This is a genomic window from Armatimonadota bacterium (assembly GCA_022563855.1).
GTDB lineage: Bacteria > Armatimonadota > Fimbriimonadia > Fimbriimonadales > Fimbriimonadaceae > JADFMN01.
The window spans coordinates 109,991-136,270 of record JADFMN010000003.1; the positions used below are offsets into that span (position 1 = coordinate 109,991).

Genomic DNA, 26,280 nt, shown 5'->3' on the forward strand with positions numbered 1-26,280 from the left:
GAACCCGATCGCGTCAGGTATACCACAAGCGGTTTTTCCGCCGGACGTGTAACCACGCCGAGCGGGCAGAACGTCTGATTGTATACGAGAGTATCTCGACTGTGAGGAACTGGATTTAGAAGATGAATTTCAAGGTAATGGCAGTTGCCGCCGTACTGGGCGGAATGTTTGTGATAGACGCTCAAGAGGCCACCACGTCTACCCGGCAAGATCGAGCCGACGAGACGGTGGCTGAAAACAGCCTAGTCGGCGTGAATCTGTTTGATACAGGGCTGTCATTGCTGGACAAGTTCGGTTCGCCGGTCAACATCGCTGCGCTGACGATTGGCAGCGGCGGCGTTGGTCCAGGCGGTGGATTTGGCGGCGGGGGAGGCGCTGGCGGAGGAGGGGTCGGTGGTCGCCCATCCCCTGGCGCGGCCGGCTCTGGAGCGCGCGTTAACCGGCCTGGCACGGGCGTTCTTGGCAACCCATTCAGCGCGACCGACCCGCTGAACGTGTTCGGCCAAGCTGGGCCCAACATGGCGGACGAGGGCGCCCGTCCTGGCCAGGGCAGCGACACCAACCGGGTTGGTGGCGGAGGTGGCGGAACTGTTGGTGGAGGCGGTTCGGAAGCTGGGGAACGCGTTCTTTACACTCGATGGATTTATCATCAGCCGACGAGCCGCTACGGCTTTGTCATCGACAAGAACCAGCGCGTGATCCAGATCGAAGCGGTAGGTCTGTTGGACAGCAACGTGAAAACGGATCGGGGCATCACGTTCGGCTCTACGTTCGAGGACGTCGTGCGCGCTTACAACGTGCCCGATGCGTACGAGATCAGCGGTACCACGCTGGTCATGCGCTACCTAGTCCGGGATCACGTCGCCTTCAGACTGTCGAAGCTCGACGCGAATAAGCCGCATCAGGTCACGGGAATCGTCGTAGCCGCTGGCAAGCAGTAGAACGAACAAGAGAACAGTTGGCCGATGATCGCGATCTCATTAAGTCCAGGATCGACCTAGTCGATCTGGTTGGGCGCGAGGTCGAACTAAAGAAATCTGGAAAGAACTGGAAGGGTCGCTGTCCGTTTCACGACGACAGCAACCCTTCTTTTTACGTCAGTTCCGAGATGGGGCACTACCAGTGCTTTTCGTGCGGTGAGAAAGGGGATGTGTTCACATGGGTGATGAAGACCCAGAACGTCGATTTCGTCGACGCGCTCAAGATCCTTGCCGACCAGCTGGGCATCAAGCTGAAGCGCCGAGGCGGAGTTGAGAAAAGCAAGCGCGAGACGTACCAGCGGGCGATGGACGCCGCGCTTGCGTACTTTCGCAGTCAGCTTGAGCTGTCTGCCCCGGCGAAGAGCTACTGCGAAAGGCGAGGACTGGACGCGGACACGCTGGCCGCGTGGGAGATCGGCTACGCGCCCGACGTCGGAGACGCGTTGGCTCGCCATTTGAAGAGCGAGGGATTTTCGCTGCAGGACTGCCGGGAGGTGTTCCTGGTTGAGCGGTCGGGACAGGAGTTCTACGACAAGTTCCGCGGCAGACTCATCTTTCCGATTCGAGACGAGCGCGACCGACTCGTGGCGTTCGGCGGACGAACGCTCGGAGACGGACACCCCAAGTACATCAACAGCTCAAAGACTCCGATCTACGACAAGGGGCGCGTTCTGTACGGTCTGCACAAGGCGCGTGAGGCGCTGAAGCAGTCCAAGACGATCGTGTTGGTCGAAGGGTACACGGACACGATCGCGTGTCATCGCGCGGGGCTGAAGACGGCGATCGCGAACCTCGGCACGGCGCTGACGTCGGATCAAGCTCGGCTTCTGGCGCGCTGGTGCGAAAAGGTCGTGGTTCTGTACGACTCGGACGAGGCCGGGCAGAAAGCCGCCGAGCGGTCTGCGGACATCTTGAAGGACACCGGCGTCGAAGTGAAGATCGCGGTGATGAACGAGGGCGACGATCCGGACACGCTGCTGAACTCTGGCGGCGCCAAGGCGGTTCAAGCGGTCGTCGACAACGGGATCAAGCCTCTGGAGCACAAGGTCAAGCGGCTTGAACAGTTGTACGGGTTGGACGATCCAAAGTATTGGAGCGCGGTAGCGGCGGCGCTCGCGAGCGCGGACCCGCGCGACCGGGAGGAGATCATCATGCCGATCGCACAGCGGGATCCGACGATTCGAGACCCTGAGCGATCGGCGAGCGCCCTGCGCGAGAAAGTCCGCAAGATCAAGATCGCCGATCCGAAGGCCGCGAAGGCGACGGCGCAATCAGCGCCGGAATCGGATCAGATCACCGGAGTGGAACGGGCGGTGTTCCTCGGATTTATGGACGAAGAAATGCGGAAGGCGGGATGGTCGGCGTGCTGCGACACAGAGATTTTCGTGACGGCGGCCGCAGCGAGGCTGGCCGAGGCCATCGCCAGCGCCTGGCCCAACGAAGCCCCGTCCGGGCAGCCTACCGATTGGATCGAAGAGCTGCAGCCGGGAGAGCTGCGAGAGCAGTTGCTGGCGCTGTCGGTGCGGCAGAGCACCCCTTTGCAGGAGAGCGAACTGGCGACGGCCATCGAGCGCCTTCAGGCCGGCAAAACGCGTCGAAAGGTCGCGGAGATGCGGCAGGATTCAATGACCAGCGACGACGACCTCATGGCGATCCACGGCATGCTCAAGCAGGGGAAGACCGAATAACCCCGCGCGAGCCGTGTACTCAGCCTCTAGCTAGTATAATAGAGCTGTTCACGAAAATTTCAGGGAGAAAAGGTGGGGAAGTCCACGACATTTGGGGAGATTCGACCGACCGTATCAGCAGGCAGGGCGTCTGTTCGTCGCCCGTTCTTGACCGCAGAAGAGGAGTGTGGCTACGCCAGGCGCGCCGGGACCGGATGCCGAGAGTGCAGAGAGCGGTTGATCGAATCGCACCTGCCGCTGGTCGTCAGCATTGCTCGGCGCTACCGTCTTGATTCGTGCGCGCTTGAGGACGCCGTCCAAGACGGCTTTCTCGGGCTGATCAAAGCCGTCGATCGGTTCGACGTCAACAAGGGCGTCCGCCTGAGCACCTATGCCGGTTGGTGGATTCGCCGAGGGATTCAGTTGGGCCTTCGGCAGCGGGACGCCTTTCGGATGCCAAACGGGGCCAGGCACGGTCGATCGTCTCGTGAGCCCACGCTGCGACGCCTGATCGAGACCGTGCCATTAGACGAAGGGATCTCCGACAGGCTTTCGTCGAACGGAGACGAGATCGGTTTGGAGTACGCGTTGCACGGACAGTTCGTGCAAGTAATTGGAGACGCTTTGGCCGATCTGCCTGCCAGGGAGCGAAGCATCCTGATCATGCGATTTGGTCTCTTTGGCGATCACGAACGAACGCTCTCAGAAGTCGGCGCGACCCTCGGCGTATCGAGGGAGCGTGTGCGGCAGATCGAGCAGACCGCGCTTTGTCGCTTGAAGATCGGACCAAAAAGTGACGCCCTGGCCGCGCTGATCGATGAGACGTAGATTTCAGTTGGCAGTTGGCAGTTGGCAGTGGGGGAAGGGTCTAGGGTCGAGTCCCGAGTCCCGAGGCAAATCCGAACCACCCCGAACCAACCCGAACCAACCCGAACCAATCCGAACCTCGGACTCTCAGTCCGTTGCAAATACTCTTGGCAATACCGTGCATGCCGGTCGTATAATGACGTTGAGGAAGGATTGCACATGAAGCACACATACACCTATTTAGTGACCGTTGCCCTACTCCTCGGGCTCGGCTGTTCCGGAAAGATCACCGTTGACGCAGAGGCTCAGAAGTTCATCGGCACTTGGGTCGGCAAGCCCGAGATGTCCGATGCCGACATGGCGGAAATGCGCCAGCAAACGAGCGAAGAGAACATTAAGTTCTTGCAGGAGAAGATGGTCTGGACCGTGGAGATTTACGGCGATGGAACGTATCAGATGGAGATTCCGAAAATCTTCGTGGAAATTCCGCCGTTCAAGGATACGTGGTCGCTGGACGGCGACAAGCTTACGCTGGCTTCCTCTAGCGCGAGCGTGCGTTGGAGCGGCTCGGGAGACGATGAACCGGGCTGGGACGATATGTCAAATGCCGAAATAACGCCTGACAATGAGCCGATGGTCCTCAGGGTTGAGGCTAACGGGACGGAACTCGTTTGGATTGACGACGCAAATCAGACGACTTCTCATGTCGTTTTCAGGCGGAAGTAGCAGCCTGAGGAGGCGGGATTCTCCGCATCGACCTTTGGTGGCGCAGAGAATTTTGCGGGCCCCCTGTCTCCGAAACGGCCCGCACGACCCTCTGTTCGCTGTTTATGCCAGCCGTAGCCGTCATTGGAACGACCCTTGAGGGGTGACTGCACCGTAATCGGACCAACGAGATGGCAGAGCGCGAACCCCCACGGGACATGGACTCGATCCGCGAGGAGATCGACAGGATCGACGAGCAGTTCGTCGAACTGTTGCGCGAGCGCGCGTCCTTGGCCCAGGCCATCGGCAAGCTGAAGGGCACGGACGGCAAGCCGTTCTTCACGCCAGAGCGCGAGCGGCAAATTTACGAGAAGCTACAGAGCGTCGAGGTCGGCCCGTTGCGCCATGAGCAGGTGATCGCCGTGTTCCGCGAAGTGATCAGCGCGGCGCGGGCTTCCGAAAAGCAGATGTCGGTCGCCTACTGGGGGCCGGAAGGCACGTATTCCCACCTGGCCGCCGTCAAGACGTTCGGCAGGAGCACCGCTTTCGAGCCGGTCGATTCTATCGAAGAGGTTTTCAAGGCCGTCGAGAACAACCGCTGCGACTACGGCGTGGTGCCGATCGAGAACTCGATCTTCGGTGTCGTTCCGGAGACGCTCGACATGTTTCCGCAGACGAACGTTCGCATCTGCGCGGAGACGTTTGTGCCGATCCACCACAACCTGGCTTCCATGGCGGTCTCTTTCGATGAGATCGAGCGGGTGTACGCGGGGCCGCAGCCGTACAACCAGTGCCGGCATTGGCTGCACGCTCATCTTCCCGGGGTAGAGATCGTGAACGTGACGCCGACCTCGCGCGCGGCGCAGATGGCTGTCGAGGACAAGAAGGGCGCGGCGATCGCGAACAAGATTTGCACGGAGCTTTACGGCCTGAACGTTTTGGAAGAGCACATCGAGGACCGCGCGAAGAACTCGACGCGGTTCGTCGTCGTGGGATACAACGAGCCAGCGCCATCGGGCAAGGACAAGACGTCGCTGATGTTCTCGCTGCGCAACAAGCCGGGGCAGCTGTACACGGTGCTCGGCTCGTTCGACAAGCACGGCGTCAACCTGATGATGATCGAGTCGCGGCCTGCGCAGCGGGCGGCATTTGAGTACATCTTCTACGTGGACTGCACCGACCACCACACGAGCCCGCACCTCACGGCGGCGATCCATGAGATTAAGGAGTTCGCCCTGGAGACGGTCCTGCTGGGGAGTTATCCGAGTAACGACCCGAACCTTGTATCGATCTGATTCTGTTCAGAGGTCGCTGGGACGGTTGTCCCGCCGATCGTTCTGTCCGCGTTGGAGCCGATATTGATTTCGGCTCTTGCTAGAGCGGTCTTTCCAGTCGTATACTGAGTTCTGAGGAAGGATCAAGAAATGAAACGCATTCAAACGAGCCTTGCAGTCATTGCCGCGCTCATCTGTTGCAGCTGCGCGAAGAAGATCACGATCGACGGCGAGTCTCAGGAATTCATGGGGTCGTGGATCGGATCGATCGAGCTTTCAAGCGCAGAAATTGCTGAAGCCAAGCGTACGATGAACGCAGAGAGTTTCAGTGCATTGCAGGGGGTGTTGACGATTGAATTTGAGCTGTTGGGCGACGGAACCTACCGTATGTCGATGTCGACGATGAAAGTGCCTTTTGAGGACACTTGGTATCTGTACGGCAATACTCTGACTTTGGCTTCATCAGGTGTGAGCGGGGAATCGAGCGACTCAGGAGACGAAAGCTCGAGCAATTTGAGGGAGGAAGACATGGTGCCGAACAAGGTTCCGATGTTCCTCGGTGTCGAAGCGGACGGTGAGGAGCTTGTCTGGAGAAACGGCGCCCAGAACACGGAATCGAGGTTTGTGTTCAAGAGGAAGTAGAATCCGGTTGCGCTGCGGACTGGCTGGAAGAGCCCGGCCATCCTAGTCAGGCTCGAAGGAGCGCTCCCCCGCCATTCGTGTCGTCGAATCCTAGAACGGCCCGAACGGGAAGTTCGAATTGGGAGGGAAGAACCCGAAGCTTCGGCACCGTTCTGGTTTCATCCACTCCGACTCGTCCCAGTCCTTGCCGTCCAGCTCCTTGATTTCTGCGCCGAGTTCGCGCGCGAGCAGCACTCCCGCCGCCGCGTCGTAAAGGCGAACGCCGTTCGTAATCACCGCCCTAAGCTCGCGATCGACGAACTGCGCGGCTTCCACGACAAACGATCCGATGTGCCGGACCTTTCCCGGCAGCTTGTGTCGAAACGGGAGGCTGCAGTCACCGTATCCGACCAGCTCGTGCCGCAAGATATCGCCCGGGGGGATCGGTTCCATCGGCGTGCCGTTGACGGTCGCTCCCTGTCCCGCAGCGCCAAGATAGCACTTGTCGAAATCCGGCAAATGGATGCACCCCAGGGAGAGCTTGTTGTCAACGATTAGCGCCAGCGACACACCCCAGAGCGGCTGCCCGAAAGTGAAATTGCTCGTGCCGTCAACCGGATCCAGCACCCACAGTCGCCCGTCTTTCGCGGGCTCGAACTCCGACTCTTCACCCCAGACCGCGTCGTTTGGGCAGAGTTTCGAAAGTTGCGAGCGGACGTAATCTTCGACCACGCGGTCCGCGTTGGTCACGATGCTGCCGTCCGGCTTGAGTTCGGTTCGGAGTTGTTCGCGCTCTGCGATAGCCAGATCGCCAGCCGCGCGGCAGATGCGTTCGATCTCCGGAAGGAGCGCGTCGGGTTCGCTCACACCTCGATTATGGCACTCCCGACAGGCCAAGCTGGACCGTCTGGCTGAGGTATTCTGTCGGTCTTCACGAGCGGGAATAGCTCAGTGGTAGAGCGTCTCGTTGCCAACGAGGATGTCGCGAGTTCGAATCTCGTTTCCCGCTCCAGCTTTGAACCTGCAACGCTTGATCCTCATCTGCGGCATATCCCGCGAGACCAAAATATGAACGAGACTCGGGAGAAGCGATGAAGACGATAGACAACATCATCGTATACGGCGATCCGATCGACGAGGGGGCGATGTCCCAGATCAGGACAACGCTGAAGACGGCTGCGCGAGCTTGCATGATGGCCGACCATCACAAGGGGTACGCAGTGCCGATCGGCGGCGTCGTGGCGTACAAGGGCGCAGCCTCTCCGTCGGGGGTTGGGTACGACATCGGGTGCGGCAACAAGGCCGTGAAGCTCAACGTAATCGCGGGCGACATCGATGTGCCAAAGATACTGGACGAAACGTGGGGCGTCTTGAGCTTTGGCATCGGGCTCCAGAACGCCGAGACTGTCGAACATGAACTGTATGAGGACCCACTTTGGCGCGAGTCGGAGTTCTTGAGGGCCAAAGGCGGGAAAATGCTTCAGCTCGCCAGGGGCCAACTGGGAACCATCGGGAGCGGAAACCACTACGTCGATATTTTCGAGGACGAAGACGGCTTCGTATGGGTCGGGGTCCACTTCGGATCGCGGGGGTTCGGTCACAAGACCGCCACCCACTTCCTGAAGCAAGCCGGGGCGAAAGACGGCATGGACGTAGAGCCCTGCGTTCTGCCTCTTGACTCAGACCTTGGCGAGCAGTACTGGAAACACATGGAGCTTGCGGGCCGATACGCCTACGCTGGACGCGACTGGGTGTGCGAAAGGGTGGCCAAGATCATCGGCGGGGACGTCGTCGATGAGGTTCACAACCACCACAACTTCGCTTGGAAGGAGCAGCACTTCGGAGAAGAGTACGTCGTGGTCAGAAAGGGCGCAACGCCTGCGTTTCCGGGACAGCGCGGGTTCGTCGGCGGGTCGATGGGCGACGACTCGGTGATCGTAGAGGGCGTCGAAAGCACCGAGTCGGAGGACATCATGTACTCGACGATCCACGGAGCTGGCCGGGTCATGTCACGAACGCGAGCGGCTGGCAAGATGGATTACAGAACACGCACTCGCAAAGGCGGTGAAGTTACAGAGGAGATGATGCGCGAGTGGATCGGTAAAAAGGGCGTTCACTTGCGGGGCGGCGGGTGCGACGAGTCACCGCACTGCTACAAAAGACTGGACGAGGTGTTGGAGCATCATAAGTCCACGATCCGCGTCACGCACAGGCTGAGGCCGCTGGGCGTAATGATGGCCGGGGGCAACGAGTTCGACCCTTACAGGGACTAGCAGTAGCTGCTGGTCAGCGTCAACGCCGAATTCTAATCTCGTTTACTTCTACTCTCAGTCGAAGTTCCAGCGCGTACGGTGAGAGCGGAATCGTCGCTCCATCAACACCGCGGCCTGCGCGACCAACTCCGGCCGAGATGCCGCCAGATCGTTCGACTCAGCCACGTCTTTGGCGAGATTGTAGATTTCAATCGGCTCAGGCTTGCCCTGCTTGTACAGTCGGATCGCCTTGTAGTCGCCGAACCGCACGGCCTGCGACTTGCGACCGTGAAACTCCCAGTACAGGAAGTCGTGCGACGCCTGCTCTCCGCCAGTCAGAGTCGGCAAGAAGCTGAGGCCGTCGACGTCGGCAGGTACGTCGGCTGACACGATCTCGGCCAGAGTCGGAAGCACGTCCCAGAACGCCGAGACGTGATCTGTCTCAGACCCGGGGGCGATCTTCCCAGGCCAGCGGGCGACCATCGGCACGCGAATCCCGCCCTCGTACAGCGACGTCTTCAGCCCGCGCAAACCAGCGGTGCTATTGAAGAACTCGCTGTCCGTTCCGCCGTTGAAAGTCGGGCCGTTGTCGCTCGTAAAAACCACCAGCGTGTTGTTGGCAAGCCCAAGCGAGTCGAGCAAGTCGAGCATCCGACCGATGTCGCGGTCCATGCGCGTGACCATCGCCGCGTACGCCGCCCTCGGCTCCATGTGCGGCAGATAACCACGATCTCCGACGTAAGGCTCGGTGTCGAACTGCCCGCTGTACTGCGCCAGCGAATCGTTGGGCACTTGCAGCGCAGCGTGTGGGACCGGAGTCGCAAAGTAAAGGAAGAACGGTCGGTCCTTGTTGTCCTGGATGAACTTCAGCGCACGGTCAGCCATCATGTCGGGCGCGTAGTCCTTGCCTTGAAACGGTGCGTAGCTCGCTGGGTCGGTCGGGTCGCCTGCCAGCTTCTGATGCGAGTCGAACCAGCCGTTGCCGGTGAACACCTCGGTGTCGTTCTCCCACAGCGACTTGGGGTAGTAGTTGTGCGCCCTGCGCTGGCACAGGTACCCGAAGAAGTAGTCGAACCCCTGGTTGTTCGGCGCGCCGCTCGTGCCAGGACCGCCGAGACCCCACTTGCCGATCGCTGCCGTCGCGTACCCTTTTTCTTGCAGCATTCGACCGATCGTGAACGTGTCGTCAGGCAGCGGCTCTTGGCCTTCGCCGTCGAACTCGCCCCAGCCGCCGATCTCCGAGTTGTCGCGAATGTAAGAGTGCCCCGTGTGCTTTCCAGTCAACAGAACGCAGCGCGACGGCGCGCACACCGTGCTGCCGGAGTAGTGCTGCGAAAACTTGATCCCCTCCGCCGCGATTCGGTCGATGTTCGGCGTCTTGATCTTCGTCTGTCCGTACGCCCCGACCTCGCCGTACCCGAGATCGTCCGCCATGATGTAGATGATGTTCGGCAGAGCCGCTGGATTTGAAACTGTAGCGGAGAGCGCGAAAGCGGCGAGCAGCATGGTGCGATCTTACCGCTTGCCGAGGATCGCATCAGCTGCGTAGACTTTGCGCTCGATTCCATCGACTGTGCAGATCAGCTCGCCCTGCTCGCCGATGCGCGTCGCGACGGCTTCTTCGCCACCGACAAGCTTGAAAACCTTGCCCGGCGTGTCGTCTCGTGGCGACCAGACGGGCGCAAGGGACGCCCAACTGTCTGGCTCGGGAAGGGAAGCGATGCAGTCTAAGATCGACTCGGCCACCGCTCGCGGGTCAGTCCGCACGCCCCGCTCGATCAACACGCTCGTCGCCTTTGCCGAAATCTCAGATGGCATGGAAACCTGGTTCAGGTTGATACCAACGCCGATCACGGGAACCCCGGAAACCAGCTCGGTCAGAATCCCGCCGATCTTCTTGCCGTTCAGGAGGAGGTCGTTCGGCCAGTGGAGCCTGCAGTCGAGCGCCTCGGCTGCCGCCGCCGCGACGGCCATCCCAACGAGCCACGGGGAGTGGTGACTGCGGTAACTTGGATAAAGCAGCGACATCGTGAGGGAGTCGTTTGCGGCGCTGAGCCACGCCCTGTCGAACCGTCCGCGACCATGAGTTTGGTGTGACGCAAAGATCACGCCGGGAAGTGCTTCGGCACCAAGCGCGATCAGGTCGGCGGCGACGTCCTGCGTTGATGACACGGAGTCCTGGAACATCCACGGACCGTCGTCGAGGGGCGATTTCACTGTAGCCGTCAATGATAGCCTATGCTGGCTCTATATCGAGATCGCAGCGCGCCGCAAGCTCGACGACCAAGGTGGAGTACGAGACGTCGAGCCCGTTTCTGATCCAGCCGATCGGCACTCTTACGCGTCCAGAGACCAGGTGCGCGACGGGCTTCACGGTCATCGATCCGCCCGCGTACTTCACCTCGTACCGGTCGTTTGTTTTCGCAATGATGCTGTCCACGTCCTCATAACGAATCCGCTTCGTACCGAGCGCGAGCTGCACTTCCAAGACATCGTCGTCGAATCGGTAGACGGTATCTTCGATCTGACGTTTGACGATATCGACGGCCGCCATGCGACCGATGTCGAGCGCGGCTCCGGCGACGTTGACGAGGCTCTTCTTGATATCAGATTTTGACGCACCCTCAGCTGCGGCTTTCGTTCGCCGCTTTGCACTTTCGACAGCCGCGTCCGAGCCCGCGCCGAACCAGTGCAGCAGGTCGGGGGAGCGGTAGGTGACGGAATCCATGCAGATACGCCTCTAGCGCTGTTCCAAGCGCTCACGGACGAATACGGCTCTATGGCGCGATGCGATGCGTTGGTCCTGGGTTCCTTGCACGTCGAGCGTGGAAATCCACCGATCGACCTCTCGGTGGGAGAACGCGAAATCCGGCAACCCAGCGCTGCTAGCCCAGCGCACCCAGGCAAAAACGCGCATCGCGTCGGCCAAGCTGATCTCCGTCGATCCGATGGCGTAATCCCGCGCTTGTTCAGCCTTATCCTGCAGCTCCGACCTGCGAACCTCCATTCTCGCCTTCTGCTCCTCTTCGATGAGGTACTCGCCCGCGCCGACGAACTCGGGCATCCTCTGCTCGGTCGTACTCACTTGAAAGAACGCGCCCACCGCGCGGCTGGACTCGCCGAACAGGCCGCGCGCGGTCAGTCCCCAAGCCGACAACGCTTTCAGCACGTTCATGAGCCGCTTTGTGTGGGCAAGCCCGATCAGGTGGAACAGGGCAGATCGCCGGCGAGCGTGGCCGAGGTTTGACGGGCTCGCGGTCAGGTAGCCGAGCTGGTCGCTGTGCATGAACTGTAGCCGGCTGGCCAGTTGTGAGAGCACGCGATCACCCGCAGCCTGCGCCGTCACGATCGACCAGCCGGGGGTGAGCGCCTGTAATCTCAGATGGTCCTCCTCGTTGACCATGATGCTGACCGTCTTGCCCCGGTCCAGCAGTAGCGCCCGGCCCGGGTCGTTGCATCGAAACTCCGGCGAGACCAGGCGGCTGCCGAGCATGAAATCGCGCTCGGCGTGCGTGAGGTTTTCGTAAGTTGCGAGATCCAGCTCCGCGTCCTCGACGGCGTCTTTTACGAGCTGTAGTATCGTCGTCAGCTCGTGTTCGCTCGCGTGGTGCGGAAACGGGAACTCGCGGAGGTTTCGCGCGTACCGCTGGCGCGAGCTGATCACGATCTCCGAGATAGGCGCGTCGCCTTCGAGCCACGCGGGCGTCGGCATGCCGCTCAGAACCATCTTCTTCCAAGTCTCAGAGTCCGGCGTAGTTTCTTGCATCTGCACGGCGATGTTATCCGAAAACTGCTGCAGAGGGTCGAGCGGCTCGCGTCTTGGTTTAACTGTAGAATCTCACGAGCTACGCACCAAACGTCCGGGCTCCGTCGTTCAGATTTAATCCGACAACTGCCCGATTACCCACCAAGAGAACCCAGCGGCACAAATGATTATTGAGCCAAAGAAGAACGTCCCTAAACTCTCGAAGGCGACAGCCGCCAAGATGAGAAACCCACCATACAGGGCGTTGACAATCATCAGAACTCGGGCCAGGTATTGCAACCACCAAATCTGAAACAGAAGTCCGAGGGCGACGATTATGTTTGCAACTCCGATAACAACAGCGAGTTGACCGGAGTCTGCAAACGAACCGGTGAGAACTAGCGCTATTCCTCCCAGCAGCCAAAGCACCGCGATGATGACGTACGTGAGTTCTATCCAAGATTTTGACGGGATGTCGTCACGATTAGCGAACTGGCTCGTCCGTTTGGTCGGGTCTCCAATTCGCTTGCTACAGGTTGGGCATATGATGGCCCACTTCATGACTTTCGCCGCTCCGCAGGGGCAAGTGATCTCGTCGGGGCTGCGTGTCGGGCGCGGTACTTGGTGTTTAGGCGCCGGCCGTGCCTGCAAGCCGTGTAGATGGCGGGCATGTTCGAGAGACGGCTCGTTTGCTATCTGCTGAGCGAGTGTTGCGACTCCGGGATTGCCGGGATTCGCTACCTTGGCGTCATCCAGGACTTGAAGCGCCTTCTTGTGTAGATTAGCGGCAAGTAGGTGCTGGATGAACGGGATTGCAGTCTCGGGCGCGTTGTGCGATAGCTTATTGGCACGTTCTAGGTCATGCTCGCCGTGTCTGTCGCCTGCCTCCAGTCTTTCCTTGCCATTCGCTAAGAGGAGCCGGATCAACTCACGTTTTGCCACTTCGTCATTTGGCTGCACTTTGAGCGCTTCATCGAACGCAGGAATGGCCGTTTCGATGTCTCCGCTTAGGCTGTGGGACATGGCAATTCCGAAATAAGCTTGGCCGTCATTCGGGTCTAGCCCGATTGCAGATCGAAAAACTCGGATTGACTCAGCGTACTTGCCTAATGCCTGAAGAGAAAATCCGAGCGAGCACCAAGTTTCCGCTGAACTTGGATTGACATCTGCAGCGCGCAAGAAGCAGTCGGCAGCCTCGACATACCTCCTGTTTTGGAAGTGATCGTGTCCCGCCTGGTTCAACTCTTGCCATGACAGTTCGGCCATCTTCTCGCGCCAACGTCCGTCTAATCTTGGTCGTCGCAACGGACGCAAGTCAAGGCTACGACACAAATGGGTGATCGCTGTGCTTGCGGTAGCCGACGAGCTTGATGCTGCCGTCGGATTCGCAGTGCAGCACCGAGTAAGCGTTGTTCTGATCGCCGCCGCCCTCGACCATAGCGGTGAGTGTTACGTAGTTCACGCCGTCGATCTCATTGAGTTCGTTCGTGTGCGAATGGCCTTGGAACACAGCCGCGACCTTGGCTGAATCGGAGAGAATGGAGCGGACTTCGCTCGCTGAGTGCACGGCGTAGTGGTTCGGCTTGTCGAGGTCCACGCGCTGGTGGACGAAGACGAGCGTCGGCAGATCGGTGGTATCTAAATCGCTCTTCAACCACTCGCGCTCCTCGGCGGGGATCTCCGTGTCCGTCCAATCGAAGTCGCCCCTGTAGTACGGCTCGCCGTCTTTGCGGAAGCAGGCGTCGAGCACGACGATGTGCCAGCCTTCTACGTCGCTAGAAAAGTACGACTCCTTCTGTCCGACCGTGCGAAGGAACTCGCTCTTGTTCAAGCTGTACACGCAGTGGTTTCCGAGCACGTACATCGTCGGTGCGTCCGCCTGCATGAACTGGTGGTTGATCTGCCGCAAGAACGCAAGCTCCGCTGCCCGAGACCGCGCGTCGGCAGCGTCGATCAGGTCGCCTGTTTCAATCGCGAAGGTAACTTCTTCTCGTCGGAAAATCTCGACCGCCTCCTGCATTTTGGTCAGGGATTCGCTGTAGTGCCGCGTGCCGCGGGTGTCGGCGTCGGCGTAGTGCGCGTCAGTCAGGATGCCGATCTTCAGCAGGCCAGGCCTTGAGACGCGCGCCAAAAGCGAAGGCGACAGAGCGAGCAGAGTCGTGCCCGCCAAGAACTCACGTCGCGATACGGACATGGCGCGCAGTATATCTTGCTGGAATTGGAAGGTGGCGTGTCATCTTGAGCGGATCGAGTTGGCAGGGAGCTAGCCCCAGACCCGTCATCCTGAGCGGATCGAAGGAGCAGGGAACTAGCCCCAGACCCGTCATCCTGAGCCGGCCGGCAGAGCATGGAGCCAGCCCCAGACCCGTCATCCTGAGTCGGCCGGGAGAGCATGGAGCCAGCCCCAGACCCGTCATCCTGAGCGGATCGAAGGAGCGCGGGTCTGGGGCGGTCGCTTCTGGGCGAGCCTGTCCTGAGCGGATCGAAGGAGCACGGGTCTGGGGCGGTCAGCTCGACTACGACTTTGTGGTGAGATCAGTAATCCTCCACCGCGCTCCTTTCCTTCGATCCACTCAGGACAGGCTCGCTCAGGATGACGGTGGGGGATTACTGAACTCCACTTCTCGACCCTCCGGACCGAAGACTCGGGACTTCCCAACGTCGCCGCGCTACTCGTTGACAGCGACCGGCTTGCGCTGAATCCGGGTCCCTCTCCCAGCCTGCAGGCTAACGACGATCGCTGCTGTTCGCGGCTGGGGGAGGTTAGGACGGGGCCCAGTCGCCAGCGGGCAAACTCTGCAAGAAGAGGAATCGCCCGCACGTGGACTGAGAGTCCACGTGCCTGGATGCGGACTAAGAGTCCGCGCTCCGAGGCGCTATTCGTTGACGGCGACTGGCTCAGACGGTTCAGTTTCTGCAGCGACTGGGCGGACCGGCTCGAGGAGCATCTCCTTTGTAAAAATGAACTCGTCGCGGTCGTAGTTCGCCAGTTCGAAGTCCTTTCTCAGTACGATAGCTCCGGTTGGGCAGGCGTCTTCGCAATAGCCGCAGAAGATACAGCGCAGCATGTTGATCTCGTACCGCACGGCGTACCGCTCTCCGGGCGAGACGCGGTTCTCATCGGTGTTCTCCTCGGCTTCGACGTAGATGCACCGAGCGGGGCAGGCGCCCGCACAGAGCGAACACCCGATACACTTCTCCAGCCCGTCGTCGTACCGCGTCAGAACGTGCCGCCAGCGAGTGCGATCGAACTGCTCGCGCCGCTCTTCCGGATACGAGATCGTCACCTTTTTCCGCCAGAGACGACGGTATGTCAAGGCAAACCCCTTCGCGATCGGCTTGATGACGTCGCGGAAGACTTCGAACCGCACGCTCAAGAGCTTCTGCCCTCCAGAACTTCGTCGTCGTGCAGGGTTCTTGCTTTCCCCTCCAAAACCTTCAGCTCTTTCCACGTCGTCTTGCCGCCAGCCTTGATCTTCTGCTGCAGCTTCATGATGCCGTAGATCAGCGCGTCCGGCGACGGCGGGCAGCCCGGCACGTAGACGTCGACCGGGATGATCTGATCGACGCCCTGCACGATCGCGTAGTTGTTGTAGACGCCGCCGCTGCTCGCGCACGCGCCCATGCTGATGACCCACTTGGGCTCCGGCATCTGGTCGTAGATCTGCCGCAGCACCGGGGCCATCTTCTTGCTGACGCGCCCGGCGATGATCATGAGGTCGGCCTGGCGCGGGGTAGCCCTGAAGGCCTCTGAGCCGAACCTAGCGAGATCAAACCGGCTGGCGACCGAAGACATCATCTCGATCGCGCAGCAGGCGAGGCCGAACGTCAGCGGCCACAAAGAGTGCGCGCGGGCCTGGCTGACGGCCCAATCGACGGTCGTCAAGATCACGTTGCCGCCCGTCTGCACATCCCCTATGACAGGGGTCGCGCTGTCGTGTGCTACTACCGTCTCGATGCGTTTCGGCATGGTTCGACTCTATTGTACTCCGGCGTCAAGATTGCCAGCGCCGATGGAGGGTCGTCTCTCTATGTGTCGCCTGCTTCGCGTCGCCTCGTGGTCGCCTAGTCGTCGCCGGATAGGGAGGGCGAGCGTCCCCGCGAGCCGAGGCAGGAATCAGAGCCCTAGGGATTCTTGATGAGCAAGCTATATACGCGGACAGGCTCATCGTCATCGAGCCGCGGCTTGCCAGCCCCAGGCATATAGGGGATTGGATCGCCCCGTTTGTACAAATTCGGAATGTAGGGAACCACTATCTCAACACCGTGCAAATCCAATCTCGCCATTCCGGTGCGTTTTTCATATTGCTCGATAAGCACCTGCAATTTCGCAGCTGGAAGCTTATCCACTAAATAACGCTCACTAAGCTCCGCTAGTGCTGGATGCACCGCCTGACTGCCGGTGATGGCGATGGCACAAATCACTGTCAGCATGCATTTATGATACGGCAGATTACTCTCGTTGGCAAGAAATATTGGCGGCGACGTGTCGGCGGTAGCTAAAGCGGCGATGAATCGCCGCACTCCAACACCGAACTAACCCGAACAAATCCGAACTCCTCCGGTACAATCTGCACCCGGGCATGCGCCTGTCAGATCTAGCGCGGCAGATCGCCGAGCATCCGCCGCTACATACCACCCTCGCCGACCGCGACCGGACCAGGACATGGGAGTCCATCTGTGTCGAGGCGCGCCCCCTATTGCTTGCCGCTTCTTGGCATCTCCATCCCCGAACCGTGCTCGTGGTGACGAACAACTACGATCGCGCGCTGCGCTGGCAGGCGAGGCTGGGGCTGGCGGGCGTACCAGAGGATCAGATCAGACTGCTCCCGAGCGGTCTCAGCGTCCTGTTCGAGGATGCCGCGCCGGAGACCGTCGCGCTCAGCGACCGCATCGGCGCGCTCAAGTTCTTGATCGGCGGGACGCCGGGGTTCGTCATCGCGACGCCGCAAGCCGCGCTCGAACGAACCCTGCCAAGAGACGTGCTCGCCGACGCGTTCATCGAGATCGATCAAGGCGACCAACTGTCGCAGGAGGAGTTGTTGGACCGGCTTGTTCGGCTCGGATACGAGCGGCAGGAGCCGGTTCGGCTTCCAGGCACGTTCTCCCAAAGAGGCGGCATCGTCGACCTCTTCCCGATGGGTTTCGAGCGGCCGATCAGACTGGAGTTCTGGGGAGACGAGGTCGAGAGCCTGCGCGAGTTCGACGCCAACTCGCAGCGCTCGATCCAGAAGATCGACTCGCTCTCGATCGCGCCGAGCCGCGAGACGATGCTTCCGACAGACGGCGGCGAATTCCGAGAGATGCTTGAGCGGTCGGTTCTTGTCGAGGGCTCGCGACTGTCCAAGGAGGCGAGCCAGCGGCTTGACGAGGAGATTGGAGCAGATGCAGACGCCTTGGAGCACCGGCAGTTCTTCGATCGACTCGACCTGTACCGCCCGCTCATCCACCCCGAATCGAGCTGCGCGATGGATCTGCTCGGTGAAGCCGGGGATCTGGTTCTGGATGAACCGCTCGAGCTGGAGGCGACCATCGCCAGGCAAGAGGAGGAGTTTGGTATGTCGCTAGCCGCGCGACACGAGCGCGGCGAGATTCTGAGCGCGACGGTCGGCGACTACATACTTCCGCCGGAGCACTTTGGCGGCGCTGAGCGGTGTCTCAAACTAACCTCGATGAACGCCCTGCCTGCGTGGCTGCCCGCAGGCTCGACTGCGGACCTGGGCTGCGAATCGCTTTCCTCGTATCACGGCCAGCCGCAAGCGATGACGGAAGCGCTGAAGGGGTGGTTGAAGTCCGGCGTTTTCGTCGGGATCGCGACCGATCAGCCGACGCGGGCCGCCGCCGTGCTGTCTCAGGTCGAGGTCTTCCCCGGCATTCATGAAGGGACGAAGCTTGAAGCAGGCGCCTACTTCGTAGAAGGCAATCCAGCAGGCGGATTCATCGCGCCGGGAGCGAAGATCGCGCTGCTGACCGACCACGAGCTGTTCGGGGTCGGACGGCTCAAGCTGCCGCAGCGGAAGTTCCGGGACGGGATTCCGATCGCGACGGTGCTCGACCTGACTCCGGGCGATTTCATCGTCCACATCAACTTTGGGATCGGCGTGTATCGCGGACTCATCAAGCGCGAGCAGAACGGCATCGAACGCGAGTACCTGTTCATCGAGTACCGCCAGCCGGACAAGCTGTACGTGCCTGCGGACCAACTGGATCGCGTCCAGAAGTACCTCGCCGCAGAGGACAAGCCGCCCAAGATCAATCGTCTGAGCGGCGCGGACTGGCACAAGACCGTCGCGCGAGCAAGGGAAGAGGCGAGGGATTTTGCGCGAGAGCTGATCGCTTTGTACGCAAAGCGCAAGGAGTCGAGGAGGCCTGCCTGCGGGCCCGACACACCGTGGCAGAGCGAGATGGAGGCGACGTTCCCCTGGTCGGAGACCGTTAGCCAGCACGAAGCGATCGTCGATACCAAGCGCGACCTGGAGGGCGAGTTCCCGATGGACCGCCTGGTGTGCGGAGACGTCGGATTCGGCAAGACCGAGGTCGCGATCAGGGCGGCGTTCAAAGTCGTGCAGGAGAATCGGCAAGTCGCGGTTCTCTGCCCGACGACGATCCTCAGCGAGCAGCATTTTCGGACGTTCAACGAGCGTCTGGCGGCGTTCCCGACGCGCATCGACCTGCTGAACCGCTTTCGATCTACGGCTGAAAGGCGAGAAACCCTGCGGGGGCTGGCCGACGGCTCCGTCGATATCGTGATCGGGACGCACGCGCTGCTGTCGAGCGACGTGAAGTTCAAGAAGCTCGGCATGGCGGTCATCGACGAGGAGCAGAAGTTCGGCGTGAAGCACAAGGAGTTGCTGATGCGAATGCGCGTCGACGTCGACGTGCTGAGCCTCTCCGCGACGCCGATCCCGCGAACGCTTAGCATGGCGCTGATGCACATTCGGCAGATGAGCGTCATCAACGATCCGCCGCCTGGGAGGCTGCCGATTAGAACGTTCGTCCGGCCTTTCGCAACCGAGGTCATAAGAGAAGCGATCTTGCGCGAACTGGCGAGGGGCGGACAGGTGTACTACGTCTACAACAGAGTGCAAGGGATACAGCACGTCGCCCAGAAGCTCCGCAAGCTCATCCCGACCGCCAAGATCGCGGTCGGCCACGGACAGATGAGGGAGGGCGAGATCGAGCCGGTCATGCTCGGGTTCCTGTCCGGCGAGGTCGATATCCTCGTCAGCACGTCGATCGTCGAGAACGGCCTGGACATCTCCAACGCGAACACCTTGATCGTTGAAAACGCCGACGTGTTCGGCCTCTCGCAGCTTTACCAACTTCGCGGGAGGGTCGGTCGAAGCGACCGGCAGGCCTACGCTTATATGCTGTACCAGGGCAACAAGACGATGTCCGAGAACGCCATGTCGAGGCTCCAGGCGCTGCAAGAGTTCAACCAGCTCGGCAGCGGATACTCGCTCGCGTTCCGGGATTTGCAAATCCGCGGTGCAGGCGAAATCCTTGGTGCCAAACAGAGCGGGCATATGTCGACCGTCGGCTTCGAACTGTACTCGCAACTGATCGACAGCGAGGTGAAGTATCTGACGGCGGTCGCCGACGGCGAGCCGCCGCACACCATCAGCGACCCGCTCGAAGGCCTCGAGCCGCTTCCCACCGTCGACCTGCCGGTGACCGCGCTCATCCCAAGCTCGTATATCGAGGATGAAGGGCAGCGCCTCTATTATTACAAGCAGATCATGAGCGCGCGGAGCGTTGATTCGCTAAGGGACGCCGGTCGTGAAATCGAGGATCGATACGGCCATGTTCCGAATCCGGTCAGCAACGCGCTCTCGATCACGCATCTGCGACTAGACTGCCGAAAGTTGAGGATCGATATGATCGCGGGAGATGACGAGAGGATCGTTGTGCACCTGGACTTGGAGGAGACCAGCGCGCCAAGGTTGATGTCGCTGATGCAAGATCGAAACTCGGCGGCGACACTCCACCTGGACCGCCTTGCCTGGCCGTACGAGGGCGACCCGCTCGACGCCTGCCGCAGCCTGCTGGATCACTTGGACAGGGCGAGCCGACAGATTGAGAGGGAGCGGCTGGCAGCGAGCGAAATTACGGGCTAGCTGCCCGGGCCGAGATCGATCTTTTCACCAGTAATTGTGCTTGGGTGCCCTGCTGAGGTTTTTTTGCTCTACAATAATGTATACCGATGCGAGAGTCGTATGCCAGGAAGGTGAGCGCTTTCACGATCATCGAGCTTTTGGTCGTGATGGCGATCATCGCGATCCTGTACACGATGCTGACTCCCGTCATCCGGGCGGTCAAGGCGTCAGCGCACCAATCGGTTGCGTCGAGGGGCATGGCACAGCTCCAGATGGCGACTACCCTCTATCTGATCGATCACGACGACCGGTACCCACAGGCGATGTATCTGACAAGGGAGGGTCGGCTGATGTCGTGGTTCGGCGAGTACACAGGCGACGGAAATTTCGATCTCGAAAGCGGCATCCTGTCCGCCTATCGCGGAGACACGATACTGACGGACAGCACACACACAGGACTTCCGTATCTCGGCGACATGTCCGGCTTCGGCTATAACTGGGGCTTCATCGGCAGCGACTTTCACATTACTCAGAACTACTCGCGGTGGCCGGTCTGCACCGGCATGGCGAGCAGCAGCCAACTGGAGAATCCGAGCGGCACGGTCATTTACGCCACCAGTTCGTTCTACTACGCTTCTTGGCTTCCCGAAGGGGACGACGTCACGTACGACTTCGGATTCGTCGATCCTCCCGACTTCTGGTATGGAAACCCGAACGTAGACTTTCGGCACGTTGGCCGCAGGAGGCCGGATCCCGAGAACGAAGTGGTGCCCTCCGACGGTAGGGCGATCTTCGTCTTCGCCGACGGCAGCGTGAAAACGATGACGGAAGAGATGGTGAAGCCAGAGCACTTTCGGCGCGGGACTTACACTCGCTAGAACCGAAAAAGCCGCACAGTTTTGCTGGCCTGCGTCGTCCGAAGGCGTGAGACCTTATGGCCGACGCGACCTCAGACCAACCACCTGCAGAGCCGGTGAACGTTTACGCGATCATCATGCTGTGGCTAGATCAGATGGCCGCCATCGCCTGGCAGAAGATGGGCTTGCAGCCGGATTTGGCGACTGGCCAGATCGCAAAGGACCTCAAGCAGGCCAAGACCGCCATCGACGTCGCAGCGGGGCTTGCTGCGTTCCTCGAGCCCGAGCTGGATCAGAGCGACAAGCGGCGGATCCACAACTTGGTCACCGACCTCAGAATGAATTACGTTCAGCAGAGCGATTCGGGCGGTGACGACGCATGAGTTCCGCCGTCGTGCAGCCCGAAAGCGCTGCGGTTTTCAACGAACTCCTCAGGCGGTTGCGCTCAGTGATCGGCGAGGCTGACCGGTACGGCGCGTCGCCGAGACTTGAAGCCGAGTTCTCGGCCTTGCGATCCGGCGTCTTGAGAGTTCATGCGCAGCTCAGGAAAGACGTGAGGACTGAATTTGGCGGCAGCGACCTGGAGAACGCGCTCGCTACACACAGCCTCGAAGCGTTGCTGACGCGAAACGTTCGCCAGGTCTTAGAGCGGCTAGCGGCAGAGCGGCTGGCCCCGGATCAGGCACAGGCGTTGGGCTCTCCGTAGGACGGGCGGTAAGATATCGCTCGCATGAAGCTGCACGAGTACCAGTCGAAGGATCTGATGGCGAGCTACGGCGTGCCCGTACCGAAGGGTGAGGCCACTAGCGACTGGCAAGACGTACAACGCATCGCGGACGATCTGGGTGGGAAGGTCGTCGTCAAGGCGCAGGTTCTCATGGGGGGCCGCGGGAAGGCCGGGGGCGTCAAGCTGTTCGACAACTCCGGCGCCGCCGCAGCATTCGCAAAGGAGCTGATCGGCAAGAGGCTCGTCAGCGTCCAGAATCCGACCGGTCTGGTGGTCGAGCAGGTCCTTGTCGTCGAGCAGGTGGACATCGCCGAGGAGTACTACCTGAGCGTCCTGCTGGATCGATCAGAGCAGAAGCTGGTCGTCATGGTCAGCAAAGAGGGCGGGATGGACATCGAGGAGATCGCGGCGACGAAACCCGAGACGATCGTCAAGGTGCTTGTCGATCCGGCCTGGGGCGTGTTCGATTTCGAACTTCGCGCGGCGGTCAAGGCGGCCAACATCCCATCGAAAGCACACCGGCAACTAGTGCCGATGATCAAGGCGCTGGTGCGGCTGTACCAAGAGACCGACGCTGACTTGGTTGAGATCAACCCCGTAGCGCTGACGACGGACGGAAAATTGTTGGCGGCTGACGCAAAGGTATCCATCGACGACAGCGCCCTATTTCGCCACGAGGGGTACAGCGAGCAGGCGGACGACGCTCTGGAAGACGAGCTAGAGGCCGAGGCGGCTCGCCGAGGCATCGCCTATGTGCGGCTCGGTGGGGACATCGGAGTCATCGGCAACGGCGCCGGGCTGGTGATGTGCTCGCTGGACGAAGTGACCGCGGCGGGCGGACGGCCCGCCAACTTCCTGGACGTCGGCGGTGGTGCGAAGGCAGAGCGCGTCAAGCAGTGCGTGGACCTCGTTCTAACCGACAAGAACGTGAAGGGGCTGTTGATCAACATCTTCGGCGGTATCACTCGGTGCGACGAAGTCGCGAAGGGGATCGTCTCAGCGTTCGACGGGCTGGACGTCACGATTCCCGTCGTCGCGCGGATCGAGGGGACCGCGGCGGAAGAGGGGCTGAAGATTCTTGAGGGCTCTCAGATCATTGCCGCGCAGACGATGCAGGAAGCTGCCGAGAAGGTCGTTGCGGCCTCGTATGCGTAGAAGTTGTGTTCAATGGCGGCTTGTGGCTGACGGTTGCCGGCAGTACGTCTGGCTACGGGGCTAGGTCCGCTGGAACCGCTGGATAGGTATCCTCCCTTCGGTTACCATGGCACACAACGTCATCATCATCGGGTCCGGCCCGGCTGGCTACACTGCGGCGCTCTACGCCTCACGGGCTGATCTCAAGCCTTTGCTCTTCACTGGAGAAGAGCCTGGCGGGCAACTCATGATCACGACAGATGTCGAAAACTACCCGGGGTTTCCAGATGGTCTCTTGGGCCCGGAGATGATGGAGCTGTTCAAGAAGCAGGCGGAGCGGTTCGGGACCGATGTTCGGAACCAGCATGTTACAAAAGTGGATTTGAGCGAGAGGCCGTTCAAAGTTTGGGTTGGTGACGAAGTACACGAAGCCAAGACGATCATCATTTCAACCGGTGCGAGCGCGAATTGGCTTGGGCTCGAGAGCGAGCAGGCGTTCGGTGGCTACGGAGTCAGCGCGTGCGCGACTTGCGACGGGTTCTTCTTTCGCGGCAAGGAAGTGATCGTGGTCGGCGGCGGCGATACCGCGATGGAAGAGGCCCACTATCTGACGAAGCACGCGAGCAAGGTCAGCGTCGTGCACCGGCGTGATCAGTTTCGTGCCAGCAAGATCATGCAGCAGCGCATATTCGACCATCCGCAGATCGACGTGCTCTGGAACACTGCTCTGGACGAGGTGCTTGGCGAGACAGAGCCGCACAAGAAGGTGACTGGGGTCAAGCTGCGCGATACGAAGAATGGAGGAGTCCGCGAAATGCCGATCGACGGCGTGTTCATCGCGATCGGGCACACTCCGAACAGCTCGCTATTCAAGGGTGTGCTCGACATGGACGCGCAGGGCTACCTCACCGTAGCGTCAGGATCGACGAAGACGAAGGTTGCAGGCGTGTTCGCTTCCGGCGACGTGACTGATCGAACGTACCGTCAGGCCGTAACGGCTGCCGGCACCGGCTGCATGGCCGCGATGGACGCAGAGCGGTTCCTTGAGTCTGCCGAATAAGGCCGAATTCGACTGTTAACGGTATTCAATCCGTCATATAATAGGTAGAGAAATGGTCGGGCAGCTCGTAATCGTAGCTTTCCTGGGTGCGTCGTCCCTGTCGCCGATGCAGACGTCGCGGCAGAAGTTGGAGGACTTTGGGCCGAAGTACTACCGTACCGACGACTTGTCGGGCGTAGGCGGCGGACCCGGAATTACAAGGATCAGGTCTCATCTTCACGAGGAGGAGCGTCCCAAGACGTCTCCCCTCCACGGATGGCAGTTCCCGTATCTTTCGGAGGGCTTTGCCAAGACCGCTCCGGGCGGCGAGTACGCGCTTCGATTTCGCGTCTTCAATCAGTTTAGGCCGACGGAAAACGACCCTACCGATAAGGTCTCGCGGATGCTGCTCCGGATGTGGGAGTTCGAGTACACGCGCCTGGAAATCGATCACGCGCTCCGATTTCGCGCAATCGATGTGTACCTCTGTGCAGGCGGCGAGGCAGGTGCAGAGCAACTGAAAATCGTCGACCAGCAGGAGCGAGACGGATTCGGCAATGCGTTGCGTCGCAGCAACATATACATTTATCAGCTCATGGATCCCCCAGGATCGTTTGAGTTCGCCAGGGAGCTCGCCCATGAATACGGCCACGCCACTCTGCCGACACCGGCCGGGTTCAAGGAGCCGGAGAGCTGGCCTGCCGGCGATCTCGGGGAACGTTTATTCCTGTCGTGGTTCCATCGTGCGATGCTCGATAACAAGCTCAAACCTAGCGACTGCATGGATACAGACACGTTTGACTTGGCAAAGTACTTGCGAGACGTTGCGCAACCGGATATCGAGCGCGTCGCTACGGAAGGGCCGGACCTGGAGTTGCTGGCTAAGAGGACGGAAGCGGCGTACAACGAGTACCTGGGTCTGGCTACGTACTGCGCTGAGATCATGCCGCCGAAAGTATTCGGTCGAACCTTGGCGCTCACGACGACCCAAGACGCCGAGGACTACGCGATCGTTGTGGTCGAAGTCGCCAGGGAGCCCAGGCGGTGGGACGTCACCATTCCGAACTACTTGAAGGGCAAGGCGATCTGGCTGCCATTGAAGGTCGGAAAGATTCACGGCGCGAAGGTGTTGAGGCGGAAGGGTGCCTGGGCGAAGGTGCAGCCCACGTCCGACAGCGTATACGTGACAAATCCACCGCTGGGCGACGGCAGCCAACCCTGAAGTGGTTTGTGAGCTTTTTCAAGTTCAGACCCTGAAGAAAATACCGGGATTTCCGATAACAAACTGACAGCCGCAAATAGGCCTGGCAAACGGTCGGGCAAGGGCTGGAGGTCGCGTATTGTCGGAAATCCTGTCGCAAGCAGAAATAGAAGCGTTGCTCACGTCGCTGAGCAGCGACGAGGATGCCGCTGAACCGGGTGCTGCCCCGGCGGATTCCGGGACGCCAGCAGGGTCTGGGAAGAGTACTCCGTCAGTCGTTCTCAGCCCCAGCATCGCATCGATGACCTACGAAGTCTACGACTTCCGTCGGCCGGACAAGTTCAGCAAGGAGCAGCTTCGCACATTGCAGATGCTGCATGAAACGTTCGGCAGGCTAGCAGGCAACGGGCTTTCGTCATACTTGCGCGATACCGTCTTTATCGACTTGATCTCGCTTGAACAGGTGCCGTACGAGGAGTACCTGCGCAGCATCAATCAATCGGTGTTCACGATCACGTCCCTACCCCCGCTGTCCGGTCAGGCAGTGCTTGAGCTTGAGTTTTCGCTCGTGTTCTCGATGATCGACAAGCTGCTTGGCGGGCCTGGCAAGACGATAGATCGAAGCATCTTGACTGACATTGAAATCCCGCTCGTGCGACAGATCATTGAGCGGCTGTACGGAGCGCTGAAGACTGCTTGGGAAGGGGTCGTCATCGTAAACCCAGGAATCGAGGGGATTGAGACGAGCGCACAGTTCGTTCAGATCGCGCCACCGACCGACATCGTGGTATCCATCCTCTTCGAAGTACGCATTGGCGACATCCGGGGGGCGATGAGTCTGTGCATCCCGTACATGGTGCTCAAGCCGATCACGACGAAGCTGAGCGCTCAAAAGTGGTTTGCCACAAGCCAGAAGCGATCTTCGAGCGGGCATAGGCGGCAGTTGCTTGGCCATGTCCGCCAGGCAACCGTGGAGTGCTCCATCGATTTGGGACATGCGGAACTGACGATCGCTGACCTCGTACGGCTGCGGCCTGGGGATGTCCTAAAGCTGAATCAAAAGAGTGAGCAGGACCTTAGTTTTCTAGTTAGCAACACGCCGAAGTTCGTCGGTAAACCGGCGCTCGAGGGCAAAAACGTTGTCTTCACGATCACGGGGGCACACGAGTAAGAGA

The 26,280-nt window shown here is 60.3% G+C and carries 25 protein-coding genes and 1 tRNA gene; 16 read left to right on the top strand and 10 right to left on the bottom strand.

Features of this window, described 5'->3' with window-relative positions; translation table 11 throughout:
- Nucleotides 1-122 precede the first annotated feature (122 nt).
- The 6 genes from IH944_04710 (at nt 123) to IH944_04735 (ending at nt 6,075) form a co-directional block, all read left to right on the top strand.
- Nucleotides 123-941: a hypothetical protein gene (locus tag IH944_04710; protein MCH7903853.1), complete on the top strand. Its 819-nt coding sequence runs from the start codon at nt 123-125 to the stop codon at nt 939-941.
- Nucleotides 942-958: 17 nt separating this feature from the next.
- Nucleotides 959-2,668 (top strand): DNA primase, encoded by a 1,710-nt coding sequence (locus tag IH944_04715; GenBank protein ID MCH7903854.1) that lies wholly within the window; start codon nt 959-961, stop codon nt 2,666-2,668.
- A gap of 72 nt (nt 2,669-2,740) precedes the next feature.
- Entirely contained in the window at nt 2,741-3,475 is a 735-nt protein-coding gene (locus IH944_04720) for a sigma-70 family RNA polymerase sigma factor (GenBank protein ID MCH7903855.1), read from the top strand.
- Between the two features lie 198 nt (nt 3,476-3,673).
- A complete protein-coding gene (locus tag IH944_04725) occupies nt 3,674-4,180 on the top strand; it encodes a hypothetical protein (GenBank protein ID MCH7903856.1) in 507 nt (168 codons plus the stop codon).
- Nucleotides 4,181-4,350: 170 nt separating this feature from the next.
- Nucleotides 4,351-5,454: a prephenate dehydratase gene (pheA, locus tag IH944_04730; GenBank protein MCH7903857.1), complete on the top strand. Its 1,104-nt coding sequence runs from the start codon at nt 4,351-4,353 to the stop codon at nt 5,452-5,454.
- A 129-nt stretch (nt 5,455-5,583) separates the two neighbouring features.
- On the top strand, nt 5,584-6,075 hold the full coding sequence (locus tag IH944_04735; protein ID MCH7903858.1) for a hypothetical protein: 492 nt from the start codon (nt 5,584-5,586) through the stop codon (nt 6,073-6,075).
- Between the two features lie 90 nt (nt 6,076-6,165).
- Here IH944_04735 and IH944_04740 read toward each other — a convergent pair whose 3' ends face one another.
- The gene (locus IH944_04740) at nt 6,166-6,921 is read right to left on the bottom strand and encodes an inositol monophosphatase family protein (protein ID MCH7903859.1); all 756 of its coding nucleotides are present in this window, start codon (nt 6,919-6,921) and stop codon (nt 6,166-6,168) included.
- 70 nt (nt 6,922-6,991) lie between these two features.
- On the opposite strand from IH944_04740, the gene IH944_04745 reads away from it, so the two are divergent.
- Together IH944_04745 and IH944_04750 are read left to right on the top strand one after the other, a co-directional pair.
- Nucleotides 6,992-7,066: transfer RNA gene (locus IH944_04745), tRNA-Gly, on the top strand.
- A 79-nt stretch (nt 7,067-7,145) separates the two neighbouring features.
- Nucleotides 7,146-8,327, top strand: coding sequence for an RtcB family protein (locus IH944_04750; protein MCH7903860.1), 1,182 nt, complete (start codon nt 7,146-7,148; stop codon nt 8,325-8,327).
- Between the two features lie 54 nt (nt 8,328-8,381).
- Here the strand turns inward: IH944_04750 and IH944_04755 are convergent, their stop codons facing one another.
- From IH944_04755 to IH944_04795, 9 genes are all read right to left on the bottom strand, one after another.
- Nucleotides 8,382-9,812, bottom strand: coding sequence for an arylsulfatase (locus IH944_04755; protein ID MCH7903861.1), 1,431 nt, complete (start codon nt 9,810-9,812; stop codon nt 8,382-8,384).
- A 9-nt stretch (nt 9,813-9,821) separates the two neighbouring features.
- Nucleotides 9,822-10,523, bottom strand: a complete 702-nt coding sequence (locus IH944_04760) for a biotin--[acetyl-CoA-carboxylase] ligase (GenBank protein MCH7903862.1) — start codon at nt 10,521-10,523, stop codon at nt 9,822-9,824.
- 19 nt (nt 10,524-10,542) lie between these two features.
- Nucleotides 10,543-11,034 carry a hypothetical protein gene (locus IH944_04765; GenBank protein ID MCH7903863.1) on the bottom strand — a complete coding sequence of 164 codons (492 nt, stop codon included), beginning with the start codon at nt 11,032-11,034 and terminating at the stop codon, nt 10,543-10,545.
- 12 nt (nt 11,035-11,046) lie between these two features.
- Nucleotides 11,047-12,072 carry a hypothetical protein gene (locus IH944_04770; protein ID MCH7903864.1) on the bottom strand — a complete coding sequence of 342 codons (1,026 nt, stop codon included), beginning with the start codon at nt 12,070-12,072 and terminating at the stop codon, nt 11,047-11,049.
- 114 nt (nt 12,073-12,186) lie between these two features.
- Nucleotides 12,187-13,317, bottom strand: coding sequence for a tetratricopeptide repeat protein (locus IH944_04775; protein MCH7903865.1), 1,131 nt, complete (start codon nt 13,315-13,317; stop codon nt 12,187-12,189).
- Between the two features lie 55 nt (nt 13,318-13,372).
- Nucleotides 13,373-14,245 (bottom strand): metallophosphoesterase, encoded by an 873-nt coding sequence (locus IH944_04780; protein ID MCH7903866.1) that lies wholly within the window; start codon nt 14,243-14,245, stop codon nt 13,373-13,375.
- A gap of 682 nt (nt 14,246-14,927) precedes the next feature.
- On the bottom strand, nt 14,928-15,386 hold the full coding sequence (gene nuoI / locus IH944_04785; protein ID MCH7903867.1) for an NADH-quinone oxidoreductase subunit NuoI: 459 nt from the start codon (nt 15,384-15,386) through the stop codon (nt 14,928-14,930).
- A 38-nt stretch (nt 15,387-15,424) separates the two neighbouring features.
- Entirely contained in the window at nt 15,425-15,970 is a 546-nt protein-coding gene (locus tag IH944_04790) for an NADH-quinone oxidoreductase subunit B (GenBank protein ID MCH7903868.1), read from the bottom strand.
- 206 nt (nt 15,971-16,176) lie between these two features.
- Nucleotides 16,177-16,485, bottom strand: a complete 309-nt coding sequence (locus IH944_04795) for a hypothetical protein (protein MCH7903869.1) — start codon at nt 16,483-16,485, stop codon at nt 16,177-16,179.
- Nucleotides 16,486-16,634: 149 nt separating this feature from the next.
- Between IH944_04795 and mfd the strand changes: the two genes are divergently transcribed.
- The 8 genes from mfd (at nt 16,635) to fliM (ending at nt 26,276) form a co-directional block, all read left to right on the top strand.
- Nucleotides 16,635-20,168 (top strand): transcription-repair coupling factor, encoded by a 3,534-nt coding sequence (gene mfd / locus IH944_04800; GenBank protein MCH7903870.1) that lies wholly within the window; start codon nt 16,635-16,637, stop codon nt 20,166-20,168.
- Between the two features lie 86 nt (nt 20,169-20,254).
- Nucleotides 20,255-21,025 carry a type II secretion system protein gene (locus IH944_04805; protein ID MCH7903871.1) on the top strand — a complete coding sequence of 257 codons (771 nt, stop codon included), beginning with the start codon at nt 20,255-20,257 and terminating at the stop codon, nt 21,023-21,025.
- Nucleotides 21,026-21,081: 56 nt separating this feature from the next.
- Nucleotides 21,082-21,387, top strand: a complete 306-nt coding sequence (locus IH944_04810) for a DUF1844 domain-containing protein (GenBank protein MCH7903872.1) — start codon at nt 21,082-21,084, stop codon at nt 21,385-21,387.
- Nucleotides 21,384-21,710, top strand: a complete 327-nt coding sequence (locus IH944_04815; GenBank protein MCH7903873.1) for a hypothetical protein — start codon at nt 21,384-21,386, stop codon at nt 21,708-21,710. The genes IH944_04810 and IH944_04815 overlap by 4 nt, the downstream gene beginning before the upstream one ends.
- 24 nt (nt 21,711-21,734) lie before the next feature.
- Complete coding sequence (gene sucC, locus IH944_04820) at nt 21,735-22,886, top strand: ADP-forming succinate--CoA ligase subunit beta (GenBank protein ID MCH7903874.1); 1,152 nt, start codon at nt 21,735-21,737, stop codon at nt 22,884-22,886.
- Nucleotides 22,887-22,992: 106 nt separating this feature from the next.
- Nucleotides 22,993-23,925: a thioredoxin-disulfide reductase gene (gene trxB / locus IH944_04825; protein MCH7903875.1), complete on the top strand. Its 933-nt coding sequence runs from the start codon at nt 22,993-22,995 to the stop codon at nt 23,923-23,925.
- Nucleotides 23,926-23,977: 52 nt separating this feature from the next.
- Nucleotides 23,978-25,126 (top strand): hypothetical protein, encoded by a 1,149-nt coding sequence (locus IH944_04830; GenBank protein MCH7903876.1) that lies wholly within the window; start codon nt 23,978-23,980, stop codon nt 25,124-25,126.
- 118 nt (nt 25,127-25,244) lie between these two features.
- The gene (gene fliM / locus IH944_04835; GenBank protein ID MCH7903877.1) at nt 25,245-26,276 is read left to right on the top strand and encodes a flagellar motor switch protein FliM; all 1,032 of its coding nucleotides are present in this window, start codon (nt 25,245-25,247) and stop codon (nt 26,274-26,276) included.
- The last annotated feature ends 4 nt before the right edge of the window (nt 26,277-26,280 follow it).